The sequence below is a fragment of the Nocardioides ginsengisoli genome (genome assembly GCF_039537225.1).
GTDB classification, from domain to species: domain Bacteria; phylum Actinomycetota; class Actinomycetes; order Propionibacteriales; family Nocardioidaceae; genus Nocardioides; species Nocardioides ginsengisoli.
This window is the reverse complement of the sequence record NZ_BAABAC010000024.1, coordinates 259,843-283,792: the sequence shown is the minus strand read 5'-3', so window position 1 is coordinate 283,792 and position 23,950 is coordinate 259,843. Positions and strand designations below refer to the sequence as shown.

The 23,950-nt window shown below is 69.3% G+C and carries 26 protein-coding genes and 1 pseudogene; 17 read left to right on the top strand and 10 right to left on the bottom strand.

Going from position 1 to position 23,950, the window contains the following annotated elements:
• The first annotated feature begins 10 nt into the window (after positions 1–10).
• The gene (locus tag AB4880_RS14635) at positions 11–1,141 is read left to right on the top strand and encodes an FAD-dependent monooxygenase (RefSeq protein WP_367919947.1); all 1,131 of its coding nucleotides are present in this window, start codon (positions 11–13) and stop codon (positions 1,139–1,141) included.
• On the opposite strand, the gene AB4880_RS14630 is transcribed toward AB4880_RS14635, so the two are convergent.
• Entirely contained in the window at positions 1,128–2,477 is a 1,350-nt protein-coding gene (locus tag AB4880_RS14630; protein WP_367919946.1) for an FAD-dependent oxidoreductase, read from the bottom strand. The two genes, AB4880_RS14635 and AB4880_RS14630, sit on opposite strands and share 14 nt — an antisense overlap.
• 77 nt (positions 2,478–2,554) lie before the next feature.
• Here AB4880_RS14630 and AB4880_RS14625 point away from each other — a divergent pair, with 77 nt between their 5' ends.
• Positions 2,555–3,487, top strand: a complete 933-nt coding sequence (locus tag AB4880_RS14625) for a LysR family transcriptional regulator (RefSeq protein WP_367919945.1) — start codon at positions 2,555–2,557, stop codon at positions 3,485–3,487.
• Positions 3,488–3,594: 107 nt separating this feature from the next.
• On the opposite strand, the gene AB4880_RS14620 is transcribed toward AB4880_RS14625, so the two are convergent.
• Complete coding sequence (locus AB4880_RS14620) at positions 3,595–4,491, bottom strand: phenylalanine 4-monooxygenase (RefSeq protein ID WP_367919944.1); 897 nt, start codon at positions 4,489–4,491, stop codon at positions 3,595–3,597.
• 90 nt (positions 4,492–4,581) lie between these two features.
• Between AB4880_RS14620 and AB4880_RS14615 the strand changes: the two genes are divergently transcribed.
• Both AB4880_RS14615 and AB4880_RS14610 read left to right on the top strand, forming a co-directional pair.
• Positions 4,582–5,013 carry an Lrp/AsnC family transcriptional regulator gene (locus AB4880_RS14615; protein WP_367919943.1) on the top strand — a complete coding sequence of 144 codons (432 nt, stop codon included), beginning with the start codon at positions 4,582–4,584 and terminating at the stop codon, positions 5,011–5,013.
• A gap of 25 nt (positions 5,014–5,038) precedes the next feature.
• Positions 5,039–5,260, top strand: coding sequence for an SDR family NAD(P)-dependent oxidoreductase (locus tag AB4880_RS14610; RefSeq protein WP_367919942.1), 222 nt, complete (start codon positions 5,039–5,041; stop codon positions 5,258–5,260).
• A gap of 54 nt (positions 5,261–5,314) precedes the next feature.
• Here the strand turns inward: AB4880_RS14610 and AB4880_RS14605 are convergent, their stop codons facing one another.
• Genes AB4880_RS14605 through AB4880_RS14595 form a run of 3 tightly spaced genes read right to left on the bottom strand, consistent with a single transcriptional unit; the run spans position 5,315 to position 7,242 of the window.
• Positions 5,315–5,896, bottom strand: a complete 582-nt coding sequence (locus tag AB4880_RS14605; RefSeq protein ID WP_367919941.1) for a hypothetical protein — start codon at positions 5,894–5,896, stop codon at positions 5,315–5,317.
• 10 nt (positions 5,897–5,906) lie between these two features.
• Positions 5,907–6,896 (bottom strand): hypothetical protein, encoded by a 990-nt coding sequence (locus tag AB4880_RS14600; protein ID WP_367919940.1) that lies wholly within the window; start codon positions 6,894–6,896, stop codon positions 5,907–5,909.
• Entirely contained in the window at positions 6,886–7,242 is a 357-nt protein-coding gene (locus AB4880_RS14595) for a hypothetical protein (RefSeq protein WP_367919939.1), read from the bottom strand. Before AB4880_RS14595 ends, AB4880_RS14600 begins: the two co-directional genes overlap by 11 nt.
• Positions 7,243–7,846: 604 nt before the next feature.
• Here AB4880_RS14595 and AB4880_RS14590 point away from each other — a divergent pair.
• Positions 7,847–8,452, top strand: a complete 606-nt coding sequence (locus tag AB4880_RS14590) for a hypothetical protein (protein WP_367919938.1) — start codon at positions 7,847–7,849, stop codon at positions 8,450–8,452.
• Positions 8,453–8,544: 92 nt separating this feature from the next.
• Here the strand turns inward: AB4880_RS14590 and AB4880_RS14585 are convergent, their stop codons facing one another.
• The 3 genes from AB4880_RS14585 to AB4880_RS14575 all read right to left on the bottom strand — a co-directional run bounded on the left by AB4880_RS14585 (position 8,545) and on the right by AB4880_RS14575 (position 11,174).
• Positions 8,545–8,934 (bottom strand): hypothetical protein, encoded by a 390-nt coding sequence (locus tag AB4880_RS14585; RefSeq protein ID WP_367919937.1) that lies wholly within the window; start codon positions 8,932–8,934, stop codon positions 8,545–8,547.
• A gap of 495 nt (positions 8,935–9,429) precedes the next feature.
• Positions 9,430–10,896 carry a hypothetical protein gene (locus AB4880_RS14580; protein ID WP_367919936.1) on the bottom strand — a complete coding sequence of 489 codons (1,467 nt, stop codon included), beginning with the start codon at positions 10,894–10,896 and terminating at the stop codon, positions 9,430–9,432.
• Positions 10,893–11,174 (bottom strand): hypothetical protein, encoded by a 282-nt coding sequence (locus AB4880_RS14575; RefSeq protein ID WP_367919935.1) that lies wholly within the window; start codon positions 11,172–11,174, stop codon positions 10,893–10,895. Before AB4880_RS14575 ends, AB4880_RS14580 begins: the two co-directional genes overlap by 4 nt.
• 98 nt (positions 11,175–11,272) lie before the next feature.
• On the opposite strand from AB4880_RS14575, the gene AB4880_RS14570 reads away from it, so the two are divergent.
• The 3 genes from AB4880_RS14570 to AB4880_RS14560 all read left to right on the top strand — a co-directional run bounded on the left by AB4880_RS14570 (position 11,273) and on the right by AB4880_RS14560 (position 13,388).
• Positions 11,273–11,953: a hypothetical protein gene (locus tag AB4880_RS14570; protein ID WP_367919934.1), complete on the top strand. Its 681-nt coding sequence runs from the start codon at positions 11,273–11,275 to the stop codon at positions 11,951–11,953.
• A gap of 317 nt (positions 11,954–12,270) precedes the next feature.
• A complete protein-coding gene (locus AB4880_RS14565) occupies positions 12,271–12,672 on the top strand; it encodes a hypothetical protein (RefSeq protein ID WP_367919933.1) in 402 nt (133 codons plus the stop codon).
• Positions 12,669–13,388: a hypothetical protein gene (locus AB4880_RS14560; protein ID WP_367919932.1), complete on the top strand. Its 720-nt coding sequence runs from the start codon at positions 12,669–12,671 to the stop codon at positions 13,386–13,388. Before AB4880_RS14565 ends, AB4880_RS14560 begins: the two co-directional genes overlap by 4 nt.
• A 25-nt stretch (positions 13,389–13,413) precedes the next feature.
• Here the strand turns inward: AB4880_RS14560 and AB4880_RS14555 are convergent, their stop codons facing one another.
• Positions 13,414–14,079, bottom strand: a complete 666-nt coding sequence (locus AB4880_RS14555; RefSeq protein ID WP_367919931.1) for a hypothetical protein — start codon at positions 14,077–14,079, stop codon at positions 13,414–13,416.
• 139 nt (positions 14,080–14,218) lie between these two features.
• Here AB4880_RS14555 and AB4880_RS14550 point away from each other — a divergent pair, with 139 nt between their 5' ends.
• Positions 14,219–14,488, top strand: coding sequence for a hypothetical protein (locus AB4880_RS14550; RefSeq protein ID WP_367919930.1), 270 nt, complete (start codon positions 14,219–14,221; stop codon positions 14,486–14,488).
• A 75-nt stretch (positions 14,489–14,563) separates the two neighbouring features.
• A pseudogene (locus tag AB4880_RS14545) lies at positions 14,564–15,181 on the top strand (SDR family NAD(P)-dependent oxidoreductase); the annotation flags it as partial.
• Here the strand turns inward: AB4880_RS14545 and AB4880_RS14540 are convergent.
• A complete protein-coding gene (locus tag AB4880_RS14540) occupies positions 15,178–15,930 on the bottom strand; it encodes an alpha/beta hydrolase (RefSeq protein ID WP_367919929.1) in 753 nt (250 codons plus the stop codon). The pseudogene AB4880_RS14545 and the gene AB4880_RS14540 overlap by 4 nt on opposite strands.
• A 286-nt stretch (positions 15,931–16,216) precedes the next feature.
• Between AB4880_RS14540 and AB4880_RS14535 the strand changes: the two genes are divergently transcribed.
• The 7 genes from AB4880_RS14535 (at position 16,217) to AB4880_RS14505 (ending at position 23,947) form a co-directional block, all read left to right on the top strand.
• A complete protein-coding gene (locus tag AB4880_RS14535) occupies positions 16,217–16,567 on the top strand; it encodes a type IV pilin protein (RefSeq protein ID WP_367919928.1) in 351 nt (116 codons plus the stop codon).
• 82 nt (positions 16,568–16,649) lie between these two features.
• Positions 16,650–17,750 carry a type IV pilus twitching motility protein PilT gene (locus tag AB4880_RS14530; protein ID WP_367919927.1) on the top strand — a complete coding sequence of 367 codons (1,101 nt, stop codon included), beginning with the start codon at positions 16,650–16,652 and terminating at the stop codon, positions 17,748–17,750.
• A gap of 15 nt (positions 17,751–17,765) precedes the next feature.
• Positions 17,766–19,502, top strand: a complete 1,737-nt coding sequence (locus AB4880_RS14525) for a GspE/PulE family protein (RefSeq protein ID WP_367919926.1) — start codon at positions 17,766–17,768, stop codon at positions 19,500–19,502.
• A 2-nt stretch (positions 19,503–19,504) separates the two neighbouring features.
• Positions 19,505–20,710 carry a type II secretion system F family protein gene (locus tag AB4880_RS14520; RefSeq protein WP_367919925.1) on the top strand — a complete coding sequence of 402 codons (1,206 nt, stop codon included), beginning with the start codon at positions 19,505–19,507 and terminating at the stop codon, positions 20,708–20,710.
• Entirely contained in the window at positions 20,710–21,189 is a 480-nt protein-coding gene (locus tag AB4880_RS14515) for a type II secretion system protein (protein WP_367919924.1), read from the top strand. Before AB4880_RS14520 ends, AB4880_RS14515 begins: the two co-directional genes overlap by 1 nt.
• Positions 21,180–21,818, top strand: a complete 639-nt coding sequence (locus AB4880_RS14510; protein WP_367919923.1) for a prepilin-type N-terminal cleavage/methylation domain-containing protein — start codon at positions 21,180–21,182, stop codon at positions 21,816–21,818. Before AB4880_RS14515 ends, AB4880_RS14510 begins: the two co-directional genes overlap by 10 nt.
• Entirely contained in the window at positions 21,815–23,947 is a 2,133-nt protein-coding gene (locus AB4880_RS14505) for a hypothetical protein (protein WP_367919922.1), read from the top strand. The genes AB4880_RS14510 and AB4880_RS14505 overlap by 4 nt, the downstream gene beginning before the upstream one ends.
• Positions 23,948–23,950 lie beyond the last annotated feature (3 nt).

Below are 23,950 nucleotides of genomic sequence, written 5' to 3'. Positions count from 1 at the left end.
GCAGAGAACAATGAGCGTGCACGTCGGCATCGTCGGAGGCGGCATCGGGGGACTCGCCGCCGCCATCGCACTCCGCGACCTCGGTCATGAGGTGGCCGTCTTCGAGCAGGCACCCGAGTTCGGCCGGGTGGGCGCGGACATCAACCTCACCCCCAACGCGGTCCGTGCCCTCGACGGGCTCGGCGCCAGCGTGGGCGCGGCGATCCGCGACACGGCCGCGCGGCCGACGTACCGGATCAGCCGGACGTGGGACACCGGCGAGGAGACCTCACGGCTGGAGATGGGCGACGCCGCCGAGCGCAAGTACGACGCCCCGCAGCTGACCGTCCACCGCGCCGACCTGCTGTCGGCCCTCGAGGACGCGCTGCCGGACGACGTGATCCGGCTCGGTCACCGGCTGACCACCCTCGAGCAGGAGCCGGGCGGCCCGGTGCGGCTGGGCTTCGACGGCGGCACGTCGGCCGAGGTGGACGTCGCGGTGGGCGCCGACGGCATCCACTCCGCCGTCCGCTCGGCGCTGCTGGGCAAGGAGAGCCCCGAGTTCACCGGGGTCGTCGCCTTCCGCGCCGTCGTCCCGTCGGACCGGCTCGACGTCCCCAACCTCGACGCCTTCACCAAGTGGTGGGGCCCCGACCCGGAGACGCAGATCGTCACGTTCCCGCTCAACCGCGGGCGCGACACCTTCATCTTCGCCACCACGCCGCAGGACTCGTGGACCGAGGAGTCGTGGACGACGCCCGGCGACGTGGTCGAGCTGCGTGCGATGTACGAGCACTTCCACCCGGAGGCGCGGGCCCTGCTCGACGCCTGCGACTCGGTGCTCAAGTCGGCGCTCTACGTCCGCGACCCGCTGCCGCAGTGGTCGTCCGGCCGGACCACCCTCCTCGGCGACGCGGCCCACCCGATGATGCCGTTCATGGCCCAGGGTGCCGCGATGTCGATCGAGGACGCCGTCGTCCTGGCCCGCTCGATCGCGCTCGGCGAGGACGACGTCGAGCAGGCGCTGAAGGCCTACGAGACGGCCCGCCTGCCGCGCACCGGCCGGATCCAGATCGGCTCGCGCGGCAACACCTGGCTGAAGTCCAGCGCGGACGCCGACTGGGTCTACGCCTACGACGCCTGGAACGTCACGCTGGGCTGACCGCGGCCAGCATCCCGGCGCGGGTGGCGACCTTGACCCGGGTCCGGCCCTCGGCCTCGCCCAGCGCGATCTCGTGCGCGTCGAGGCGCTCCCAGCCGGTGTGGGTGACGACGGCGACGTCCCGCTCGGCGAAGTAGGCGTCGACGTCCTCGGTACGACGCGCGGTCGCGGTCGGCGTGGTGTCGGCCAGCAGGTTCGCGACGGTCTCGGCCGCGTCGGACTTGGTGTGCCCGATCAGGCCGACCGGGCCGCGCTTGATCCAGCCGGTGACATAGGTGCCGGGGATCGGCGCGCCGTCGAGGTCGAGCACCCGGCCGCCCGCGTTGGGGATCACGGCCGCGCGCTCGTCGAACGGCAGGCCCGGCAGGGCCGAGCTGCGGTAGCCGATCGCGCGGTAGACCTGCTGCACCTCCCAGTCGGTGACCTCGCCGGTGCCCTCGACGTTGCCGTCGGCGTGGGGGGAGTGGGTCCGCTCGGTGCGCAGCGCGGTCACCGCGCCGTCGGCGTCGGCGACGATCTCGACGGGCGCCTCGGCGAAGTGCAGGTGGATCCGGTGCGGCTTGCCGACCGGGTCGGCGCCGACCCAGCTGGTCAGCGTGTTGAGGACCATCTTCTGGGCCTTGTGCTGGGCGATGTGCTCCATGCCGTGCTCGTCGACGTCGAAGCCCTCGGGGTGCACGATCACCTCGATGTTGGGGGAGTGGTTGAGCTCGCGCAGCTCGAGCGGCGAGAACTTGGCGTACGCCGGGCCGCGGCGCGCGAACACGTGCACGTCGGTGATCGTCTTCGCCTGCAGGCCGGCGTGGACGTGTGCCGGGATGTCGGTCACCAGCATCTCGTCGCCGGTCTTGGCGAGCACGCGGGCGACGTCGAGCGCGACATTGCCGACGCCGAGGACGGCGACGCTGGTCGCGTCGAGCGGCCACTCCTGCGGGACGTCGGGGTGGGCGTCGTACCAGGACACGAAGTCGGCGGCGCCGAGCGAGTGCTCCTCGCCGGGGATGCCGAGGTCGCGGTCGGCCATCGCGCCGGTGGCGATCACGACGGCGTCGTAGAACTCGCGCAGGTCCTCGAGCTTGACGTCGACGCCGTACTCGACGTTGCCGAGGAAGCGGACCTCGGGCTTGGCGATCACGCGCTGCAGCGCCTTGATGATCTCCTTGATCCGCGGGTGGTCCGGCGCGACGCCGTACCGGACCAGGCCGAAGGGCGCGGGCAGCCGCTCGAGGATGTCGACGGAGACGTCGGCCTGCCCCGCCTCGTTGGCCTTGGTGAGGATGTCGGCGGCATAGATGCCCGCCGGGCCGCCGCCGACGATCGCAACACGAAGAGTCATGCTGACGAGTCTGCGGGGTGCGGGGGTGCTCACAGAACGAGGTTGTGGTTGGGTGCTCACAAAGATAGGTTGTGAGTGTGCTCGGCTCCCACGTCCCGGACCTGCGTGCCCTGGAGCTGCTGGTCGTGGTCGCCCGCACCGGCAGCCTGGGCGCCGCGGCGAGCGAGCTGGGCATCAGCCAGCAGGCGGCGTCGTCCCGGGTGCGGACCATGGAGGCCCTCGTCGGCGAGCCCCTGGTGGCCCGCACCAAGCGCGGGTCGTCGCTGACCGCGACGGGTGAGCTCGTGGTGCAGTGGGCCGACCGGGTCCTCGACGCGGCGCAGGCGCTGGACGCCGGCATCGCCGCGCTCCGGGCCGACCGGCGCGGCCATCTCGACATCGCCGCGAGCCTCACCATCGCCGAGCACCTCCTGCCCGGCTGGCTGGTCGGCCTGCGCACCCAGCAGCTGCAGCGCGGCCAGCAGCCCACCGAGATCACGATGACCGCGACCAACACGGTCCGCGTCACCGAGCTGGTGCAGGCGGGCGAGGTCGCGGTCGGCTTCGTCGAGGGACCGGAGGCGCCGCGCGGGCTGCGCCGCCGCCTGGTCGGCACCGACGAGCTGGTCGTGGTCGTCGGCCCCGGTCACCCGTGGGCCGCCCGGCCCCGGCGCCGGGTCAGCGCGGAGACGCTGGCGAGCACCCCGCTCGTGGTCCGCGAGGTCGGCTCCGGCACCCGCACCGTCCTGGAGCGGGCACTGGTCCGCAACGGCCTGCCGCAGGCGGCACCCGCCCTCGAGCTGTCCAGTACGGCGTCCGTGCGCGCGGCCGTCGCGGCGGGCGCGGGGCCCGCGGCGGTCGGGGCGCACGCCGTACGCGACGACCTGGCGACGGGCCGGCTGGTCCGGATCGCGGTGACCGGGCTCGACCTCACCCGCCGGCTGCACGCGGTGTGGAAGGGCGGCCCCCAGCCGCCCGAGGGACCGGCCCGCGAGCTGGTCGCCTGGGCGGCGCGGAGCGCGCGCTCCTAGCCGGAGCCGGTCGGTCTCCTGTCGTACCGGACGTTGGGGTCGCTGTGTCCCCGAATCGACGACCCGAACGTCCGGTACGACGGAGACCAGCCCCGCAGGCGAGCCGCTCAGGTGTGCGCCGGGTGGCGCTCCATGAGCGCCGCGATCGAGTCGTCCGTGCACTCGGCCCAGAACGTGCCGACGACGTCCTCGAGCTGGCTGAAGGAGTCGGCGACGTAGAGGACGTTCTGGTAGTCGGTGATGTCGTAGGTCATGCTGCCCATCTCGCCGATGTCGAGCGGGCGGATGGTCATGCCGCGGAACGCCTCGATCTCGCCGGGGGAGGAGAGGATGCCGGCGCCGTAGGCCTTGAGCTCGGACTGCTCCCAGAGGACGCCGAACTCGAGGGTGAACCAGAAGACCTTGCTGACGAACTCCAGCGCGTCGGCGGAGCGGACCCGGCGCGAGGCCTGGCCGGCGAGCTCGTAGAGCGCCGTGAAGCGCGGGTTGGCGAGGGTGTTGCCGTGGCCGACGACCTCGTGCAGGACGTCGGGCTCGGGCGTGTAGAGCGGGACCGAGTGGTGGCGCACGTACTGCGTCGACCAGAACGCCTTGTCGGCGAGCGAGCCGTAGAACTCGCGCAGCGGCACCAGGCCGGCGGCCGGCTGGTAGCGGAAGCCGGTCAGCGGCGCGAGCCACTCGCTGACCTCGGCGAGCTGGGGGATGTGGTCGATCGGAAGCGCCAGCGACTCCTTGCCGTCGAGGAACTCGCGGCAGGCGTAGGAGCGGTGCTTGGTGACCAGCGCCTCGCTGACCACGCGCCAGACCTCGTGCTCGTCGGCGGTGTAGTCGGCGTACGGCGCCGGGGTGCCGGGCGTCCAGTTGTTGGCGAGGGTGGCCAGCGCGTCGCGGCGCGCGCGGTAGTCGGGGTCGGCGAAGCCGGGGTGGTCGGCGCCGAGATGGACCTTGAGGGATCCGTCGTCGTCGGCGGTCACGGGGGCGAAGTACTGCGCTTCCTCGAACATGGGGTCAGTCTGTGACCTGGTCCACAGATTTGCGAGTGTCGTCAGACGAATGGCTACCGCGGACCGGCGAATGGTGGCAGTCTGTCCGGCGTGGACGCGGTCGACCTCGGAATCCTGGACATTCTGCGCGCCGACTCCCGGACGTCGATCCGGGAGGTCGCCGAGCGCCTCGGCATCAGCCGCGCCAGCGCCTATGCGCGGGTCAAGCGGCTCGTCGACACCCGGGTGATCCGGGGCTTCACGATCGACGTCGACCCGGCCGCCCTGGGCCTCGGGCTGCCGGCCTACATCCACGTCCGGATCAAGCAGAACACCTGGAAGTCGTTCCGGAAGAAGGCGTGGGCGCTGGAGGAGGCCGCCCACGTCGCGCTGGTGGCGGGCGACTTCGACTGCGTGATCCTCGTCCGCGCGCGCGACGCGGAGCACCTGCGCGAGCTGGTGCTGGAGCGGATCCAGGCGCTGCCGGAGGTGCTCGCGACGCAGACGGTGCTGGTGTTCGAAGAGCATCTCGGGCACGCCTGAGGGGCGGCTCTGCCAGGGTGGGCGCATGGTGACCCGCGCGTTCGTGTTCGGTGGCTCGGAGGGGATCGGCCTGTCGGTCGCGGCCCGGCTGGTCGCGAAGGGCGCGGACGTCGTCGTCCTGTCGCGATCACCGGCCAAGCTGGACGCCGCCCTGGCGCTCCTCGGCCCGCGTCCAGAGCATCCCGCAACGGCTGTGGGGCGGGGGAGTGGTGGTCTGCGCACCATCTCCTCCGCCCCGCAGCCATGACCAGGCGGACGCACGGCGGCCGGCGGGTCAGACAGGCGCCGCGTCTGGGCCTCGTCAGTCCGGCGGATCGCAGGAACGATCGAGACCAGGTGGGCAGACGAGGAATCCAGTTGAGGTCGAGTCGTGGTACCTCTTGCCGCCGCTGGTGTACCTCACCTCGCTGCGAGGCCAGAACCAGTGGCCCTGCTCCTTGACGTTCACGATGTAGAGCAGCTCGGCCGTCGCATGGGGCGCGAGCTTGTAGCCCTCAAGCGGCGCCGCGCCTTCGGCATAGCGTTTGAACGGCCACACGGCGGCGCCGACGTAGTCCGCACCCGCCGCGACGGGGCGGACCAGCACCGTCGCCAGCCGGGCACCTTCATCAGCGACGACATCGTCGGGTCCGGTGAGGATGGCGCTGGTCAGCGTCGCGGCCTCGTCGCCATGGTTAGTGACGCCAAGGGCGCCGAAGACCACCTGCTGGCCCTTGGCTGCTCGGACGAACGCCCACTGTTCCCCACCATCTTTGGAATCGAAGCTGACCGGGCCGGTCCCTCGACCGGCCCCCGCGCCGTCCTTGCTGTCACATGCTCCGAAGAAGATGCACAGCGTCAGGACCAGCACGGCGGCCAGTCGATTGTGGATCAGTTGTCTCACTCAGTCGGTCCTAGGGTTGATTCTGCGCGTGGATGACACCCGCGTCGATCGGCCCGTAGTTGGTTCCGCACAACCAGATTCCGTGACCGCGGACGACGTCCCAATGCAGGACGACGTTCTTCGAGTATCCGCTGCGTGCGCCGACCTTGATCGGCCCAAGGTTCACGGCTGCGCCGATCTTGGCCGAACTGTTCTTGTCTCGCGTGAAGCCGCTGCCCTTGGGGTATTCGTTGCGGTGACCGGACTGCGGGGATTTGGCGCAGCCGATGAATTCCGATCCGTCCGCGGTGTTGGAGCCGACGCCGCCGTACCAGGAGCCGGGGACCTTGACGTAGCTGCCCGGGGAGATGGTGGTGTCTTGGCACCACTTTCCCTGCCCATAGCCCTGGTAGTGCCCGTCGGTGTACTTGAAGGTCGAGGTTCCGTAGTTGTTGGCCTTCGAGCCGCCGCTGTACGAGCGGTAGACCGTCGCGCCCTTGCTGTTGCCGATGTGACCCGAGCCATGGGCCGACCAGCCCTTGTCATCCCCGGCGTAGTCGATCCCACCCTCAAGATCAGTGTCGGCGCTCTCGCCGTAGGTCCACTTGCCATTGCTGTTGCTGGCGTTGTGGAACTCGACGACGTTGACCGAGCGGACCGGATGCGCGTCGACGATGAAGCTGCACGGCAGGTACGTAGGTATGGAGGCTTCAGCTGCGGCGACGGACCGGCTCGTCGCACCAGACGTGGTCGGGGTTCCGGCGGCGTCAGGCGAGTCCTCGGTGAGGACGAAACTCGGCTGCGCCTGAGGGTTCTCCGCCAGCGGGCTGGCCTTGCCGGCTGTCAGAGCCGCCGGATCGGGGTCAGCTGGGTCGTCGCCACCGTCGGGGTCAGCCGGGTCACCGGTGCCATCGACGTCGGTGTCCGTGTTCACCAAGTCGGGCAATCCCCACTGGCCCAGCAGGTTGAGCTTCCGGATGACCGTAGTCGTGTCGTACTTCCCGAGCGCCTCATCGAGCACGCCGAGCTCGAGGTTGATGTACCCCCCCGTTCGCCGCGGCTTCCTGGACCATCTTCTGGGTCGACCTCAACGGCAGCGTGAAGGAGCCGTCACCCAGAGTCAGGACGCTCCCAATCTTCTGGATCGGCAGCTCAGCGCCGACCTCCGCCGTGTGCTGTCCCGGGATCCACCAGGCGGTCACCCGCGCCCCGACGACCGCCTCGAGTACACCGTCGAGGTTGCTCAGGACGTCGCCGAGGATGTTGTCGGCGGACGCGGTGGTCCCGCTTGACACGGCTGGAGCTGCAACGGCGGGCGCATCCTTCGGCGCGGCGGTGGCTGCGGGAGCGTAGAGCGCGCTCGCCATCAGCGCCCCGATCCCCACAGCCCCGATAGTTCTCTTAAGCACGTGCTACCTCCAGACTCCCGCGGGCTCAGTAGGGGCCCGATGGCCACTGCGCGCGCGATGCGAACGCGCTCCCCCGAGACGCCCCATGCGTCCAGCTCGCGGCCTGAAGCGTAGGACCGTTCGCGAGGCCGCGTGACAGATTTTGGTGAAAACTCATTTACACGAGTTCGAACGTGTCGGGCGAGACTGCTTGTCCTCCCCTCACGGGGCCGGCCAGCGAGCAGCGTTGAGCATGGACCGCACGTGCCATTAGGGCCCGGCCGCCAGCGGCCGAGAACGCGAGCGCCTACGGCGCCCACAGCCCCCACGGCAAGGATCCGACGCCTCGAGTGTCCCGTAGCCACGGACGTGGCAGCCCGACAGCCGGGACGCCTGCGGAGCCGCCGCGGACATCCCAGCAGCCGGGGGAAGTGCTGCCTCGTCCGCTGAGTCCGCCGCGCCGCGACGGGTCGGTTCCCACGGGACCGACGCCGTCCGTGGAACCCCGAGGAGAGCCGGAGAGGTAGACAGCCGTGTTAGTACCAGGATCGGCCCCAGCGCCATCTGGTCATCTATCATCACGGTGTCCAACCAGTCTGTCGGACCGGCGTCAGTTACTGAGCTAATCGCCCTCAATCGCTGGGTCACGGCCGCGCGCCGCAAGGGCCACGCTGAGGCACTCGAGTCTGTCGCCCCACCGGCTCGGCCGCAGCTGCGCCGCTACTTCAGGGTGCGAAAGAGCCGAATCGACCTCTGCAAAATGCTGCTTGATCTACACGCTCAACAGCCCACCACCTTCGGACCGCTTCTTGACGTTGTCCGAGGGATTCAGGTCAACGACCTCTCGCCAAATGAAGCCGCCCGAAGGGGAACTCAACTCGCGGTCCTCAATATGTGGCTCGAGCAGCAGGCGCGGGCACTCTTGGCCCTCACGCAGAGAGCCAGCAGCGCACCCAGTCCCTGCGCAACTGAAATCCGCCATCTAGTCGACCACTATCTCGACGCCTTCGGTCCCGATCAAGAAGCCATCATCCTCGACGACCGAGCGAAGACCCGAAAGGGCTTCAAGATGAAGGGCTCTTCCCTAGGAGCCAAGGCCAACCCGATCCACCTGACCGGTGAGAGAAACAGATATCAAACGCCCAAGGTTCGCGACCGCTCCAACGACCCCAGGCCCCAGACACAGTAGAAGGCCGGACTCGTGGGGACGGCCGCAACGGCGACCGTCCCCACAGGCATGCGGGGCTACGCCGCGCCCGCGGCGATGCCCAGTAACGCTATTTACTCCAGGATGCCCATTCCTATGAAGTGTTCCAGCGAAAGATACAACGCAAGAAAGGCCACCAGGTCGACGACGCCCATCTGTAGCCGCGGTGGCCGGCCCTCCTCTTCGATATTCCGCCAGTATTCCTCGGGAAGAAATCGCCAGATGTTCCCGCGTGACCGAATCGCCGTTACTGCCAGGAGTGACGCGTAGGCAAGGTCGAGCGAGATCACCCCTCGGTACCCGCGAGTGCTGAGCGCCAGGTAAGTAATCAAGGGCCCAAGGGTGCCGGCCACTACGAACCACGCTGCAGCGGCCGTCAGGTGCGTAGCGGAGCGAACGACAAGGATTGCGAGCACCGATCCGGCAATGACATCAAGCACTACCCTCAGTGTGGTGTCGATCATCGCCCTCCCTCTCTCTAGAGGCGAACCCCTAGCAACTCGGCATAGTCAGGGTATTTCTCGGCGATGTAGGTAAAGATCTTTGCTCCTGTAAGCCATCCCTTGATTTCGTAGTACATGTCACGGCCTTGGCGATTTCCGAAGACGGCGATGATCGGCTTCTAAGAGAGAACGTCCCTTCACTAGTTCGGGATGGCGCTTTCATGCTTGCCCGACCAAGGGACCCGCGGAAAGCCCGACGCTGCCGACGCTCGCCGAGTCGGTCGGATCTTGTCATCCGCGTGAGCAATTCGCGAGGGCGTAGCGATCGCACCACCTCGTGGTCGAGCAGCCTGCGTGGTCAACGGCCCAAGCCGTGGGGGAGCGCGGGGCCCGCCACCTACTGCCGCGGAATCTTCAACCTCCTCGTCGCCGACCCCGGCCGCGGCGACACCCTGGGCGACCTGTACAGCGGATGGGACCGATTGCCTGGCTTCACCTCATCGACGCCAAGTCTGGTCACGAAGACCGGCTGCGTGACCACCACCGGCGCTCGGTCTTCGGGCTCGGCCCGGGGAGCCGTGGGCCGAGCTTCGCCTGACCTTCGGGGAACAGGGCATCAACGATTGACGCGTGGTCCTCCTCGGCCCACCAACGGAACAACCGCCAGGAAGGGAGTACCGGGAAGGTCAGTGTCGCGACGAACTCGGGGCGCGTGAAGACCTTCGGCGAGCGCTCGGGTGGAGGAAGACGGTGCTGGTGATTCACGATGAGAACGCCGCCGTCGACGGGCTCGTTCGGGCACAGCTCGGGCCACGTGCTGAGGTGCCGTATGAGGTCACGGGCCTTGTCTTCGCCGGGCATGCCGGCGGTCGCCTTCACCTCGATCAGGCGCCGTCGCCCGCCAGGGCCGGTTGCCAGGAGGTCGGCTGACTTGCCGTCGAACTGGGCGTCGAGGTCGATGACCGAGAGACCGCAGTCCTCGAGCACGGTTCGCACTGCGACGACCACCTGCGCACCGGTCCCGAACAGAAGCCCGTCGCGGACCCGCTCTGCGCGGACGCGAGCGGCATCCAGGCGCTCGTGGATTGCCGACCGTTCGCGGTCGTACTCCTCTTCGAGCTTCGTCAGCGCTTGTGAGGCGTCGCGCTCGGACCGGGTCTGTAGGGCGGGGTCCTCGAAGTGTGACGACCTGACCCGTCGCAGTGCGCTCGGCACGAGCTCGGGGAGTCCGTGAGCAATGAGCCATCCGAGGACCGTGTCCCAGTCAGTTCCGTCAGGGATGATGTACCAGCACTCGTCCTCCGTGTCGGACATCCACGCTGCCACGATCGGGTCGCCGAGGCCGTCGACCAGAATCGGAACCAAGCGACCCTCCGCCTGATGCCGCGTCTCCCCGCCCCAGCCGTCGCCGCGTACCGTCGTCGCGCCTTCTAGGTTTAGCGACCACCACGCCGAGTTGTCGCTGCTCTGGTTCACGATCCGAAGCGCGAGGTCGCGATCGGCGGGGGAGAGGTCGTCCGCAAGCTGCGGCCTGGTGCCTGCCGGGAGACGGCGGCCGGAGATGGTGGTGTAGCCCGTGACCCACACGCGGCCGCCTGGTGGGCCGAAGATGTTCCACGAGTACGGGTTGTTGGCGACCGCATGGCCGATCCCGGCGATGACGACGGCGACTTCCCCACGTGACTTGGCGCCGGCGAGGAATCGCTTCCGCTCGGTGTCGCCGCGGCCGGCGTAGTGACCCGGGTCGATCGCGGCGACGCAGTCGGCGGTCTCCTGGCCGATCCACCGGGGTGTGAGCCCGTGCCTCTCCCAGTCGACGTCTGCCGGCACGCGGAGGTGGTCGTCCGTACTGCCGCTACGGCTTTCGCGAGCGTTCTCCCAGATCCGAAGCTGAACGCTCTCAGCCTCCGACCCTGGAGGGTGCTGACCGATGTGCACCGCCACCAGTCGCGAGGCGTCGACGCCACTCGGCCGCTGCGTCACGAGATGACCGCCGAAGCGGAGGCCGGACAGCGCTCATGGGCGGACAGCCGTCGCATCCCAGCAGCCCGCGCGATCTCCTCCCAGATGCCCCCGGTCGCCCGCGCCGCGCCCACGGGGGCTTCAAGCTCGTGCTCCGCCGCCGTGATCGCCGCTCGCGCCCTAGCGATCGCCTCGAGTGCGGCTTGGCCGGCCATGCGCTCGCGCTGCCAGCGGCCAACGAGGGCCGTGAAGGTGTTCTTGTCGCCGGCTACGTAGACGAGTCGATCCAGGCCGGGCACGCGGGCAAGGCTAGACGAGACGCCCCTGCCCTGCGGCTCGCCGCGGGGCAGGGGCGACTCGCCACAGCCTGGTGCGCCGCTCGGGTACGGTGCCCGGCGTGGAGGACTTGCTGAAGGTGGTCGGCGCGACCGTCGCCGCGGTCGCCTCGCTGGCCGCGGTGGCACTGGCGGTCGACCAGTTCACCCTGCGGGCGCGCCTTCGCAAGACCGAGGAGTGGGCGGTTAAGGCGCTGGCCGCGGAGATCGACGGCAACCGTGTGCCGGTCCTGACGGACATCCGCCACGACTCGACCGCGCGGATTGTGGCGGGCCTGCTCGTGCCCGTCTGGTTCTTTGCGGAGGGCGTCGTTTGGGCCGTCGCCGCGCCGTCGGCCGTGGCGGTCACCGTCCAGGCCTCCGGCACGTCGACCGGGACTGCAGCCGCGATCACGTGGGTGGCATTCTTTGCGCTCGCGTTCACGTTCCGCCCGACGGTCAGGCACTTCCTGGAGCGGTGCCGCGTGGCCTCCGAGTACCGCCGAGGCCTCCCGGTGGCTGAGCCGAAGCGGGGCCTGCTGGCGGCGATGGAGGGCGGCTACCGGGTGGAGTTCGTGTTCGCGGCGGGCTTCTCGGCGGGTGCCTGCGCGCTCGGCCTGGGCGTCGGCTTGGCTGTGTCCGGGCACGACGTGGACGGTTGGCCGCTGGCGCTGATGCTGCTCGGGGGCTTCAGCGCGTACGGCGTGCTCGACCTACTGCGGGTCTACGCGCGCTCGCGGCACCCGATGCGGGACCCGAGTTGACCGGGGGCAAGATGCATGGATGGTGACATAAGATTTGTTATCGGCGGTGAAGACCGCCCCTCTGAGCAAGCGTTTCGGCCCGAGCGATCACGGGAATCGCTCGGGCCGTAGCGTGGGGCTGGTCAGGGCTGGGCGGCCGCCGCGCGTGGCCGCGCTCCCGGATCCTGGGCGTCCTGGGGATCCTCGGCGTCGAGGAGCACGTCGAGGTCGACCAGGACGTCCTGACATGAAACTGTTATTGGTGGCGTGATTTAGGGTGTGATTAAGAAAGCGATCTGACCCTGTATCTACGCCGCATGTCGTGACACAATATGGGCATGAGCATCCAGTCGACCGTCGCCCGCGGCGACCTCCGCGCCTATGAGGAGTCCGTTCGGCTGGCCACGCCCGAACTCGTTGAGCGCCTGCGCGACCTGCTCGGTGCGAAGCTCGTGGCCTACCTGGGCTCCGTCGGTGAGACCAGGGCGGTGCGCCAGTGGGCAGACGCCCACGACGGGCGCACGCCCTCGACCGAGGTGGTCAACCGCCTTCGGATGGCCTACCGGATCGCGGCACTCTTGCGCGAGAAGGACTCCGCTGCAGTGGTCCAGGCATGGTTCCAGGGCATGAACCCCCGGCTGGACGACGTCGCGCCGGCGCGGCTGCTGCGCGAGGCCGAGCTTGACGAGGTCGGCCCGCAGATCCTGGCCGCCGCTCGAGCCTTCGCGGCGGGCGGGTGACAGGGCTGGTGTCTGAAGGCCCCCGGCTGGTCGTCGTCGAGGCGGCCGAGGAAGTCTGGCGCGTCGGCTTCAGGCCTGAGCCGTGGGCATGGTCGGGCTGGGAGTGGGCGGGAGCAGATGGCCGGTTCCACGGCCGGTGGGACGACCGGCAGGGCAACTTTCGCACCGTTTATGCCGGGTCCTCGCTGCTGGCTTGCCTGCTCGAGGCCCTGGCCGGCTTCCGGCCAGATCCCACGCTCGCGGCCGACCTCGAGGACGTTGTCGAGGATGACGAAGACGCGGCCATGCATCCAACGGCTCGAGCAGGCGAGATCCCGTACGCCTGGCTGGAGCCCCGCTCCGCCGCGACAGCAGTGCTCACCGGCCGATTCTGCTCCGTCACGGCGGCCGAGACGATCGCGGCCCTTCGTCCGCAGTTCGTCGCCCTGGCGCACCGCCTCAGCCTTCACGACTTCGACGCCGCCGCCCTCAAGGACGGGCGTCCGCGGGAGCTGACCCAGGCGGTCGCTACCCACCTGCACGCGACGACCGAGCTCGACGGCATCACGTTCGCCTCCCGCCACGGCGACAACCTCACCCTGTGGGCGGTCTTCGAGCGTGGGGCCGACGACGCCGCAGTCAGCCCCACGCTCAGCAGGATCGAGCACCACGCCCTGTCGCCAGAACACCCAGACGTCGAGCACGCGCTGAGGATCCTCGGCCTCAGTTGGTCTTAACGCGCAAGCCCGCGGCCGCGGGCCGTCAGCGGCAGTACAGAGGCTCCGAGCTGCTGTAGGCGGTCCATCCGACCACGACGCCGCTGCGGTAGAACTTCCCGACGGTCCGGAACGCCGTCGGGGTGGAGATGCCGCACAGGTACGCCGTGCTGAACTTCGTCGTTCCAGCGGCGACGGCGCCCTTATCGACTGTCATCAGGTGCCAGCCGCCGCCGTAATACGCTTCGAGTCGCAGGCGGAACGTGATGCCCACTGGGTTGCCGCTGCAACCCACGGTCGCGGTGCCAATGGCCCGGGCCGGGCCCGACTTGAGCGTGGGTAGGTTCGCCGTTGAAAGGCAGACATACAACGGGCGGCCGAGGACGTCGCCAGGTCCATCGACGCCACCCTCGCCGTCGCCTACAGCAGATGCGGTCGCGGTCGAGTCCAGCGACTCCGAGCTGACGGCGCCGAGGCCGGCCCCGGCATCCTCGGAGTCCGTGCTTTCGGAGGTGACGCCACCGAGTCCCGCGTCCGAGTCTCCCTCATCGCCGAGGGCTGCGAGGGCGTCGGCGTACATCTGCGCGCTGTCGGTCACGGGCTGGCTGGGATCGGCCGAGGCGCTGGGGCTGGGCGAGATCGCCACGGCCGCCGTCGCCGCGATCAGAGTGCTCGCGCTGATGAGTCGGCGCAGGCGCCTGGTGTTCGTCATCTGTTCCTCCCGAAAATTGGTGATGCCTCGTACGAGGTTGCGGCAACGTAACCGGCTTCGCCGCCGGGCGCCGGGCATCCCCGACTTTGGGGACCAAGGTCCCGGGGTATCGAGCGCTGCACCGTCCTAAGGTGACCGGGTGAGCAACGATTCAGGGCCTGGGCAGGGAGGCGACGGCGTCGACCAGGAGCCGCCGGCGATCACGTGGGACCAGGTGCGCGAGGAGGTGGCCGCGTTCGAGGCGCGGCACCCGGGCCTGGGCGCCGACAACTACCGCGACGCGTTCACGGACGCGGCCGGCGCCGTTGTCCACAGCGCCGAGCTGGAGTGGATCGAGAGCCTTTACACGGCCCTGGAAGTGGCCCCGTCCGGGGAGCCGCACCCTGGCCACGGCTTCCTCATCGGCTGACACGTCGAGCCGCACCGAGCCGTCAGTGCTCGGCCGGCACGCTCGTCGTCGTAGCCCCGCAGCGCCTCCGCTCGCTCGGTCGGCGTCACCTCCGCGTCGGCGGTGCGCGAGTCGGTGGAGGCGCTGGTCGCCGAGGGCGGTGTGCCGGACCTGGTGGTGACGACCGCCGGCTACGCCCGCCCCGGCTATCTCGAGGACCTGCCCGAGGACGACGTCACCGGCATGGTCGCCACCAACCTGCTCGGCACGATCAACGTCTGCCGCGCCGTCCTCCCGCACCTGCGCGCGGCCGGCGGCGGCACGATCGTGACCACGTCGTCGATGGCGGGGCTGGCCGGCGTGTTCGGCTACACCGTCTACAGCGCCACGAAGTTCGGCGTGATCGGCTTCTCCGAGGCGCTGCGGCGCGAGGTGCGGCCGTACGGCATCCGGGTCAGGGTGCTGTGCCCGCCGAACACGCTGACCCCCGGCTTCGAGGAGGAGAACCGGCACAAGCCGGCCGAGGTCCTCGCCGCCGAGGAGAGCGTCAGCACGCTGACGGCCGACGAGGTCGCCGACGAACTGATGCGCGCACTGCCGCGGCGGCGCGGCTTCCTCGTCGTACCGGGTCGGGACAGCCGGCTCGCCGCCGTCGCGATCCGCCATCTGCCGGCGGTCGTCGACCGGGCGCTGCGGCGGCCCGAGGTCTCCTAGCCCTCGGCGGGGCGCAGGTGCCGGGCGAAGAACCGCGCCGCGTCCTCGCCGGCCCAGGCCGGCACCCCGGTGTGCCCACCGAGGTTGGCCTGCAGGGTCTTCTGCTGCGAGCCGAAGGCGTCGAACAGGTCGAGCGCCGCCTGCCGGTCGTTGCCCGCGTCGTCCCACTGCAGCAGCACGTGCAGCGGGATGGCGACCTGTCGCGCCTCGGCGAGCGTGGCGGCGGGCACGAAGCTGCCCGCGAAGAGTCCCGCCGCGACGATCCGCGGCTCGACCACCGCGAGCCGGACGCCGACGGCGATCACGCCCCCGGAGTAGGCGACCGGCCCCTCGATGTCAGGCAGGGCGAGCAGCTCGTCGATGAGCTGCTGCCACTCGGGGACCGCCTGCTCGACGAGCGGAAGGATCAGCCGGTCGATGATGTCGGCGGTCGGCCCGCTGCCGTCCGCGAACGCCTCGCGCAGGTCCGCGCGCGCCCGCTCCGCCTCGGCCAGCACGGGCCGATCGCCCTTGCCGGGCAGCTCGACCGTGGCCGCCGCGCACCCCAGCTCGACGACCGACGTCCGTGCCCGCCCTGCGAGCCGCGGCCGCAGCTGCTCGAGGCCGCCCGGGTGCCCGAGCAGGATCAACGGCACCGGCGCCGCTGGTGACGCCGGCGTCCAGAGGATCCCGGGAATCCCGTCGAGGGTGAATGCCCGCTCGACGACGCCGTCCTCGGTGTGGGCCTCTGCGGTGAAGGTCAGCGTCATGCCGGTCGCTTCCTGCGGTCGTAGGGGGGTCGCAGAACCCTAGCGATCGGGGGGTGGAGAGGCCCGCGTCGATTGTGGGGAGAAGACGACGTCTGCGCAGGTGAACCGGGGGTTTAGTGGGTTGTTTCACCCATCTTGGGGAGGAGGGGTCTAGACCGAAATCGTAGGAAAGTAAAGAAAAAAAGAAAGCCGCCACGGGGGCTCAGCACGCGGAGTTTCCTGGTCGCAGTTGCTCGGGGCTGCTCCTCATTCTCATTCATCTCTCTCGTATTCCGGAGGACCTGGCATGCGCCGACTCACTGACCGCCTCTCCGAGGCCCGCCGCGACCAGCGCGGCTTCACGCTCATCGAGCTTCTGATCGTCATCGTCATCCTCGGCATCCTCGCCGCGATCGTCGCCTTCTCGGTTCGTGGCATCGTCGACCGTGGTGACGTCGCAGCCTGCAAGGCCGAGGTCAAGACCGTTGCGACCGCCGAAGAGGCCAACTACGCCAAGCTCGGCTCCTACGCCACGCTCACCGACCTGCAGGCCAACGGCTTCCTGCGTGCCGGCACGCCGAAGTACGTGTCCGCCGCCAGCGCGACGGACGGCAGCCTGACCCTGTCCGGCAACCCGGCCGGCTGCACCGCGGGCTGATCCTCAGCACCATCTCGGAGGGCTGCCGCCCCGGCGGCGGCCCTCCTTCGGCATCCATCCGGCTTCACCTCAGGGGGTCATCGTGTTCCACCACCTGCACCGCATCGGCGACCGCGTCGACCGCCTCCTCGAGGCGCTCTGGGACGCCCGCGGCACCGACCTGATGCTCACCGTCGGCCTGCCGCCGATGATCCGGGTCGACGGCACGCTCAAGCCGATCCCCACCCAGTCGCCGCTCACCGCCGACGACACCAACTCCCTGCTCGCGGAGGTCCTCACCCCCGAGCAGCAGGGCATCTGGGAGTCCAGCCACGAGTACGACTTCTCCTTCTCCTGGCGTGAGCACGCCCGCATCCGCGGCAACGCGTTCACCCAGCGCGGCCTCACCGCCGTCGCGCTGCGCATGATCCCGCGCAGCGTCCCGACCCCGGACGACCTCGGTCTGCCGCTCATCCTGCGCGACCTCTCGATGCGCCACCAGGGACTGATCCTGATGACCGGCCCGACCGGCTCCGGAAAGTCGACGACCCTGGCCTCGCTCATCGACCTGATCAACACCAACCGCGGCTGCCACATCATCACCGTCGAGGACCCGATCGAGTACGTCCACGACCACAAGTTGGCCGCGGTCAACCAGCGCGAGGTCGGCACCGACACGGAGACCTTCCACAACGCGCTGCGCTCCGTCCTGCGCGAGGACCCCGACGTCCTGCTCGTCGGTGAGATGCGCGACCTGGAGTCGATCCAGTTCGCCCTCACCGTCGCCGAGACCGGCCACCTCGTGTTCGCGACGCTGCACACCAACGACACCGCCCAGTCCCTGGGCCGCATGATCGACGTCTTCCCGGCCGAGCAGCAGGCGCAGATCCGCGTCCAGCTCGCCGCGGCGCTCAGCTGCGTCGTCTACCAGCGGCTCATCCCGCGGATCGGCGGCGGCATGATCGCGGCGTACGAGGTCCTCGTCGCCACGCCCGCCGTCCGCAACCTGATCAAGGAGGGCAAGACGCACCAGCTGCGCAACTCGATCGTGACCGGCGCCCAGGACGGCATGGTCACCCTCGAGCAGTCGCTGTCGCAGCTGATCCAGAACGGCATCGTCATCGAGGAGGAAGCCGCCGCGCGCAGCCTCTATCCCAAGGACATCGAGGCCCGCCCGCGGTACGCCGTGGGCATGGGCAGGTAAGGCGTGGCGAGGTCGATGAGGCTGAAGGGCAAGCACACCAAGGTCGAGGGACCGGTCGCGGTCGCCCGCACCGACGAGGACGACGAGCGCCTCGGCCGGATCCTGGTCGCCGCGGGCCGGGTGCAGCCGTACCAGCTCGACGTCGCCCGCACCCAGGACGGCGACTCCCTGGGGGTGAAGCTGACCTCGGCCGGCATCGTCACCGAGGACGTCATCGCGCAGACGCTGGCCGAGCACCACCGGGTCGGCGTCGCGGACTTCCGCACCCTCGACCCCGAGGACGACGCGGTCGCCCTGCTCACGCGCGACCAGGCGACCACCCTCGACGCGCTGCCCCTGTTCGTGGACGACGACGCGGTCACGGTGGCGGTCCTCGACCCCGCTCCCGAGCGCGTGCAGGCGCTCGCCGCCGTCCTCGAGCGCGAGGTGCGTCCGCTCGTCACCACCCGGCGCAACCTCGAGCGCGGCATCGCGTCGGCGTACCGCGCGACGGGAGAGGTCGTCGGTCACGTCCAGGCCTTCGAGGCGCGCGACGTGCTGCGTCGCGAAGCCGAGCAGCTGGAGACCATCAGCGTCAACGAGGAGGCGCCGGTCGTCCAGGTGGTGCAGAAGGTCATCACCCAGGCCCTGCGCGACCGGGCGTCCGACATCCACGTGGAGCCGTCGGGCGACCGCGTGCGCGTCCGCTACCGCATCGACGGCGCGCTGGTCGAGGTCCTCGACCTGCCGGGATCGATCGGACCGGCGATCGTCAGCCGCGTCAAGATCCTCGCCAACATGAACATCGTCGAGCGGCGCCGCCCCCAGGACGGCCAGATCTCGATGGACGTCGACGGCCGCGAGGTCGACATCCGCGTCTCGACCACGGCCGTCGTCGGCGGCGAGAAGGTCGTCATGCGGCTGCTCGACAAGAGCCGCCCGCTGTTCAAGCTCGAGCAGCTGGGCATGCCGGTCGACACGGCCGCGCGCTACACGCAGCTGATCCACTCGCCGTTCGGCATGGTGATCTGCGCCGGCCCGACCGGTGGTGGCAAGACGACCACCCTCTACGCCTCGCTCGGCGAGCTCAACAGCACCGACAAGAACCTGATGACGATCGAGGACCCGGTCGAGTACACCTTCGACTCGATCAACCAGATCCAGATCAACGAGCAGGCCGGCATCACCTTCGCCGGCGGCCTCAAGTCCATCCTGCGCCAGGACCCGGACGTCATCCTCGTCGGCGAGATCCGCGACGTCGACACCGCCCGGATCGCCGTCCAGTCGGCGCTCACCGGTCACTTCGTGCTGTCGTCGCTGCACGCGACCGAGGCCGTGTCGGCGCTCTACCGCCTGCTCGACATGGGCATCGAGGCCTTCCTCATCGCCTCGTCCGTCACGGCGGTCGTCGCCCAGCGCCTGGTGCGCCGCAGCTGCACGTCGTGCCTCGAGCCGTACCAGCCGTCGCCGGAGGAGATCGCCTTCCTCCGGACGTTCGGCGGCTCGGAGCCGCAGAACGGCTTCTTCCACGGGACCGGCTGTCACTTCTGCGCGCACACCGGCTACCTGGAGCGAATCGGCGTCTACGAGATGCTCGTCGTCACCGACGAGGTCCGCGAGCTGATCGTCGACCGTGCGCCGCACGACCAGATGCGCAAGCTGGCCCGCAGCCAGGGCATGCGCACCCTCCAGGAACAGGCGGTCCGCCTGGTCTCCGACGGTGTCACCACCGCCTCCGAAGTCATGCGCTCGATCTACGTCGCAGGAGTCTGACCATGCCCAAGTTCGCGTACGTCGGGGTCGACCTCGAGGGCCAGCGGGTCAAGGGGACCCACAAGGCCGCCAGCCGCGGTGACGCCGAGGTCGCCCTCTACCAGCGGGACATCCGCAACCTCCGGGTCACGGAGAAGAAGAGCGTCCTCCAGTACGAGCTGTCAGGACCGCGAATCAAGCGCGAGCACGTGATGCACCTGTCGCGCCAGATCGCGGCCTTCCTGCGCGCCGGCCTGCCGATCCTGGACGCCGTCCACTCGATCGGCGCCGAGAGCGAGAACTCCTCGGTGCGCCGGATGATGCACGACATCGAGGACGGCCTGCGGACCGGCGAGCGCTTCTCGGACACCTTGGAGCGCTATCCCAAGGTGTTCCCGGAGTACTACCGCGGGATCGTCCGGTCGGCCGAGCTGACCGGCGAGCTGGACCACGTCCTCGGCCGGCTGGCCATCTACATCGAGCGCGACCTCGAGGCCCGGCGCAAGATCAAGTCCGCGCTGATCTATCCGACCGCCGTGGCGATCATGTCGGTCTTCACGGTCGGCGTGCTGGCCATCTACGTGCTGCCGAAGTTCAAGTCCTTCTTCGCGGACTTCCACGCCCAGCTCCCGCTTCCCACGCGGATGCTGCTGTGGGTCACGGACTTCCTCGGCAACTGGTGGTGGGCGCTCCTGGCCGGGATCGCGATCACGATCGTCCTGTTCTTCATCACCCAGCGCTTCGAGGGCGGGAAGTACGCCTGGCACAGCTTCGTGCTGAAGGTGCCCGTCCTGGGGTCGACCATCCAGTACGCGCTCGTCGAGCGGTTCTGCCGGGTGATGTCCTCCATGGTCAGTGCGGGCGTCAACCTGCCGGAGGCGATCCGGGTCGCCACCGACTCGCTGCGCAACCGTGTCTTCATCAAGCGGCTCAACGGCGTGACGGAGCAGATGCTCGAGGGCCAGGGGCTCGCCGGCCCGCTGGCCCGCACCCAGCTCTTCCCGGGCACCGCGACCTCGATGCTGCGCGTGGGCGAGGACACCGGCTCCATGGACACCCAGCTCCAGGTCACGGCCGACTACTACGAGGTCGAGCTCGACTACAAGATCGCCAAGCTGACGGCGCTGTTCGAGCCGATCGTCATCGTCATCATGGGCGGCATCGTCGGGTTCGTCGCGATCGCCCTCGTGTCGGCGATGTACGGCATCTTCCAGCAGGTGAACGTCTGATGGACCTCCGCGGACGGCTGCGCACGGGCTCCGACCGGGGCGAGACCCTGGTCGAGGTGCTCGCGGCCGTCGTCATCCTCGGCATCGCCGGCGTCGCGATCGTCGCGGGCCTGATGCTCTCGGTGCAGGCCTCCGACATCCACCGCAAGGAGTCGACGGGGGGTGCCTACGTCCGCAGCTACGCGGAGGCGATCGAGAAGTACCTCAACACCACGGCGCACTACGTGAAGTGCGCGGGGTCCGGCGACTACTCGCTCTCCGACATCGGGTTCGCCGCGCCGACCGGCTACACGGCCTCCCACACCGCGGCCACCGTGCTGGCCGGTGACGGGTCCGCGGTGACCACGGGGAGCTGCCCGAGCCGCGACACGGGCGTGCAGCGACTCACACTGACCGTTGCCAGCAACGACGGTCGCGCGAGCGAGCGGCTCACGATCGTCGTCCGTCGGGACTGCGGAACGGGGACGTCATGCGACTGAACGAGAGGTCTGACGACCGGCCCCTCGACGACTCCGGGTTCACCCTGGTCGAGCTGGTGATCACGGTGGCGATCGTGGGCATCGTCGTCGCGGCCCTGGCCGGCATCGTGATGAGCTATCTCCGGACGTCGGTCGACACCCAGGCGCGGTTGACGGAGTCGCACGACGTGCAGTTCGCGGCGGCGTACTGGCAGCGCGACGTGGCCAGCATCGGCGTGCGCTCCTACGACGCGGCGACCAAGTCGTTCCCGCTCGGCCAGTCGGTCAACGTGTCACCGTCGTGCTCGCTCCCGTCGGGCACGACGGTGGTGACCCTGGCCTGGAGCGAGTACACCTCGGCGGACTCCACCGCGCCGCCGACGCAGATGACGGTCAGCTATGTCGCGCGACTCAGCGGGAGCGTCTACTCCCTGCTGCGCGTGCGGTGCACCGGTTCGACCGTCAACTCGACGGTGAAGGTGGCGAACAGCCTGACCGGGGTGCCGACCCTCAGCTGCGACGTCACCTGCACCGGCTCCGGCAGCAATGTGCCGTCCGTCGTCAACCTCAGCCTCTCGGTGCTCGACCGGGACGGTCACGGCACCGTCCCCTACACCGCCCTTCTCTCGGGCGAACGGAGACAGACATGAAGCACCTGCGTCGTCACCTGCCCGCCCGCGGCGATGGCGGAGCGGTCCTCGTCCTCGCGATGATCATCGTGACGGTCGTCGCCCTCGTCACGGGATTCGTCCTCACCCGGGGCGACGGCAGCCTCCGCGCGACGGTGGCACTCCGTGACGTCGCCCGGACGTCGTACGCGGCCGATGCCGGCGCCCAGGTCGCGATCAACGCCCTGCGGACCGGATACAACACGGGCAGCGGCGAGCCGAGCCCGTGGTACTTCACGAACGTCCTCGGCACCGGTTGCTTCGGCTACAACGGGACGTCACCGTCGACCACGCCCATCAACTCGCTGGAGCTCAAGAGTCTCGTCCCGAAGAACGCGGGCGAGACCCAGCAGACGACGTCGGCCCGCGTCGAGTGTGCCGTCGACGACGACACCGGTGAGCAGGGGTCGGCGGTGCCGATCAACAACCAGAACAAGCCGGGCTACGCCATCGTCGCCCTCAACGGTGCGGTGGACGCGACGGGATCCAAGGCTCCGGGCCTGCTGGTCAAGGGCGGGATCTACGCCAACGGCGCGGTGAAGGGCAATATCAACGTCCTCGATGGTGGTGTCCGGGCCACGGGGTCGTGTGACAGCACCGTCGTGGCCAGCCCGAAGAACTGCAACGTCGGCCCGCCGGTCAGCGACCCGAACTACTCCAACGAGCTCGGTGGCACGGTCCCGACGCTGCAGAAGCCGCCGACGACCTGCACGGGCGGCTATCTCGCGGTCTTCAACCCCGGCTACTACGACAGTGCCAGCGCGCTGAACACGGCGACGAACCTCTGCAACGAGCTCTGGTTCAAGCCGGGCAACTACTACTTCGACTTCCACAACGACAGCTGTGCGAACGTGTGCCCGAGCAATGTGTTCGGGACCGGAGGGAACACCTGGACGATCAGCGGGCAGACCGTGGTCGGCGGCACGCCGATCGACGCGAACGGCAACACGCTGAGCCAGCCTCCGAACAACGTGAGCGTTCCCGGGGCGTGCCGGAGCCCGATCACCGACGTCAACGCGCAGGGCGTGCAGTTCGTCTTCGGTGGCAACAGCCGCATCTACATCGACCAGAATTCCAACGTCGAGCTGTGCGCGACCTACCACTCGGACCGCCCCCCGATCGAGATCTACGGCCTCAAGTCCGGGAGCACCCCGACGGCGACCAATGCCAACGGCCTCGTGCTGACCAGCAACCCGACGTCAACCGGCGGCGGAATGTGGACGGGCCTCACCACGGCGAATATCTCCTCGGTGGGCAACGGCAGCGCGACGTGGAACCCCGGCTCCGCCAGCGCCACCTCCAGCACGGTCACCGTCTCCGGCTTCGCGCCCGGATCGGCGGTGCCGGCCGGCTCCGTCCTGACGTCGGCGACGCTCCATGTGCGGCACCAGGACTCCGAGGCGACGTCCACCTCGGCCGGCACCGCCACCATCCAGGTCGGCTCGACCACGACGGCAGCACTGCCGATCGGCGCGGTCGGCTCGACCAGCATGGTGACGACCGACGTGCTCCTCAACAGCTCGACCAACACGGCTGCGTTCAACAGCCTGCAGACCGCGATCCACGACGGCGGATACACGGGCGCGACGGTGGCGTACACCGCCAAGTCCAAGAAGAACGCCACCGCGGCCCTCGACGCGATCAGCCTGGACCTGACCTACTACGTGCCTGTCCTGCGTGGCCAGGGGGGCACGTGCATCGACGGCACCGGCGGCAGCTGCAAGTTCATGGACATGAAGAACGGCAACAACAAGGAGCTCGTGTACTTCCAGGGGACGACCTATGTGCCCTACGGCGACCTCCAGCTCCTGCTCGGCAACTTCGCGTCCGAGATCATGAAGTTCGGTCTCGTCGCCCGGCAGCTCGAGTTCGCGTTCTGGAACGGGAACTCCGTGCAGGGTGTCCCCGTCATCGAGATCCCGGACAACTCACCCGGGTTCGGCTTCGAGACCACCCTCGTGCGGTTGCAGGTCTATGTGTGCCCCGGAACATCCTGCTCGTCGGGCGGTAGCCTCGCCTTGAACGTGAAGGTGAAGATCTTCGACAACGGGGGCCAGCCCGGACCGCCGAATCGGCAGGTCACCGTCCTGAGCTGGAGCCACACACGCTGACCG

What these genes read in the sequence shown, in the direction of transcription:
- AB4880_RS14510 (WP_367919923.1), top strand. Translation starts at nt 21,180, where the DNA reads ATGCGACTGAACGAGAGGTCTGACGACCGGCCCCTCGACGACTCCGGG.
- AB4880_RS14620 (WP_367919944.1), bottom strand. Translation starts at nt 4,491, where the DNA reads ATGTTCGAGGAAGCGCAGTACTTCGCCCCCGTGACCGCCGACGACGAC.
- AB4880_RS14540 (WP_367919929.1), bottom strand. Translation starts at nt 15,930, where the DNA reads ATGACGCTGACCTTCACCGCAGAGGCCCACACCGAGGACGGCGTCGTC.
- AB4880_RS14610 (WP_367919942.1), top strand. Translation starts at nt 5,039, where the DNA reads ATGGTGACCCGCGCGTTCGTGTTCGGTGGCTCGGAGGGGATCGGCCTG.
- AB4880_RS14505 (WP_367919922.1), top strand. Translation starts at nt 21,815, where the DNA reads ATGAAGCACCTGCGTCGTCACCTGCCCGCCCGCGGCGATGGCGGAGCG.
- AB4880_RS14630 (WP_367919946.1), bottom strand. Translation starts at nt 2,477, where the DNA reads ATGACTCTTCGTGTTGCGATCGTCGGCGGCGGCCCGGCGGGCATCTAT.
- AB4880_RS14635 (WP_367919947.1), top strand. Translation starts at nt 11, where the DNA reads ATGAGCGTGCACGTCGGCATCGTCGGAGGCGGCATCGGGGGACTCGCC.
- AB4880_RS14535 (WP_367919928.1), top strand. Translation starts at nt 16,217, where the DNA reads ATGCGCCGACTCACTGACCGCCTCTCCGAGGCCCGCCGCGACCAGCGC.
- AB4880_RS14515 (WP_367919924.1), top strand. Translation starts at nt 20,710, where the DNA reads ATGGACCTCCGCGGACGGCTGCGCACGGGCTCCGACCGGGGCGAGACC.
- AB4880_RS14595 (WP_367919939.1), bottom strand. Translation starts at nt 7,242, where the DNA reads ATGGCGAGCGCGCTCTACGCTCCCGCAGCCACCGCCGCGCCGAAGGAT.
- AB4880_RS14565 (WP_367919933.1), top strand. Translation starts at nt 12,271, where the DNA reads ATGAGCATCCAGTCGACCGTCGCCCGCGGCGACCTCCGCGCCTATGAG.
- AB4880_RS14585 (WP_367919937.1), bottom strand. Translation starts at nt 8,934, where the DNA reads ATGATCGACACCACACTGAGGGTAGTGCTTGATGTCATTGCCGGATCG.
- AB4880_RS14555 (WP_367919931.1), bottom strand. Translation starts at nt 14,079, where the DNA reads ATGACGAACACCAGGCGCCTGCGCCGACTCATCAGCGCGAGCACTCTG.
- AB4880_RS14525 (WP_367919926.1), top strand. Translation starts at nt 17,766, where the DNA reads ATGAGGCTGAAGGGCAAGCACACCAAGGTCGAGGGACCGGTCGCGGTC.
- AB4880_RS14520 (WP_367919925.1), top strand. Translation starts at nt 19,505, where the DNA reads ATGCCCAAGTTCGCGTACGTCGGGGTCGACCTCGAGGGCCAGCGGGTC.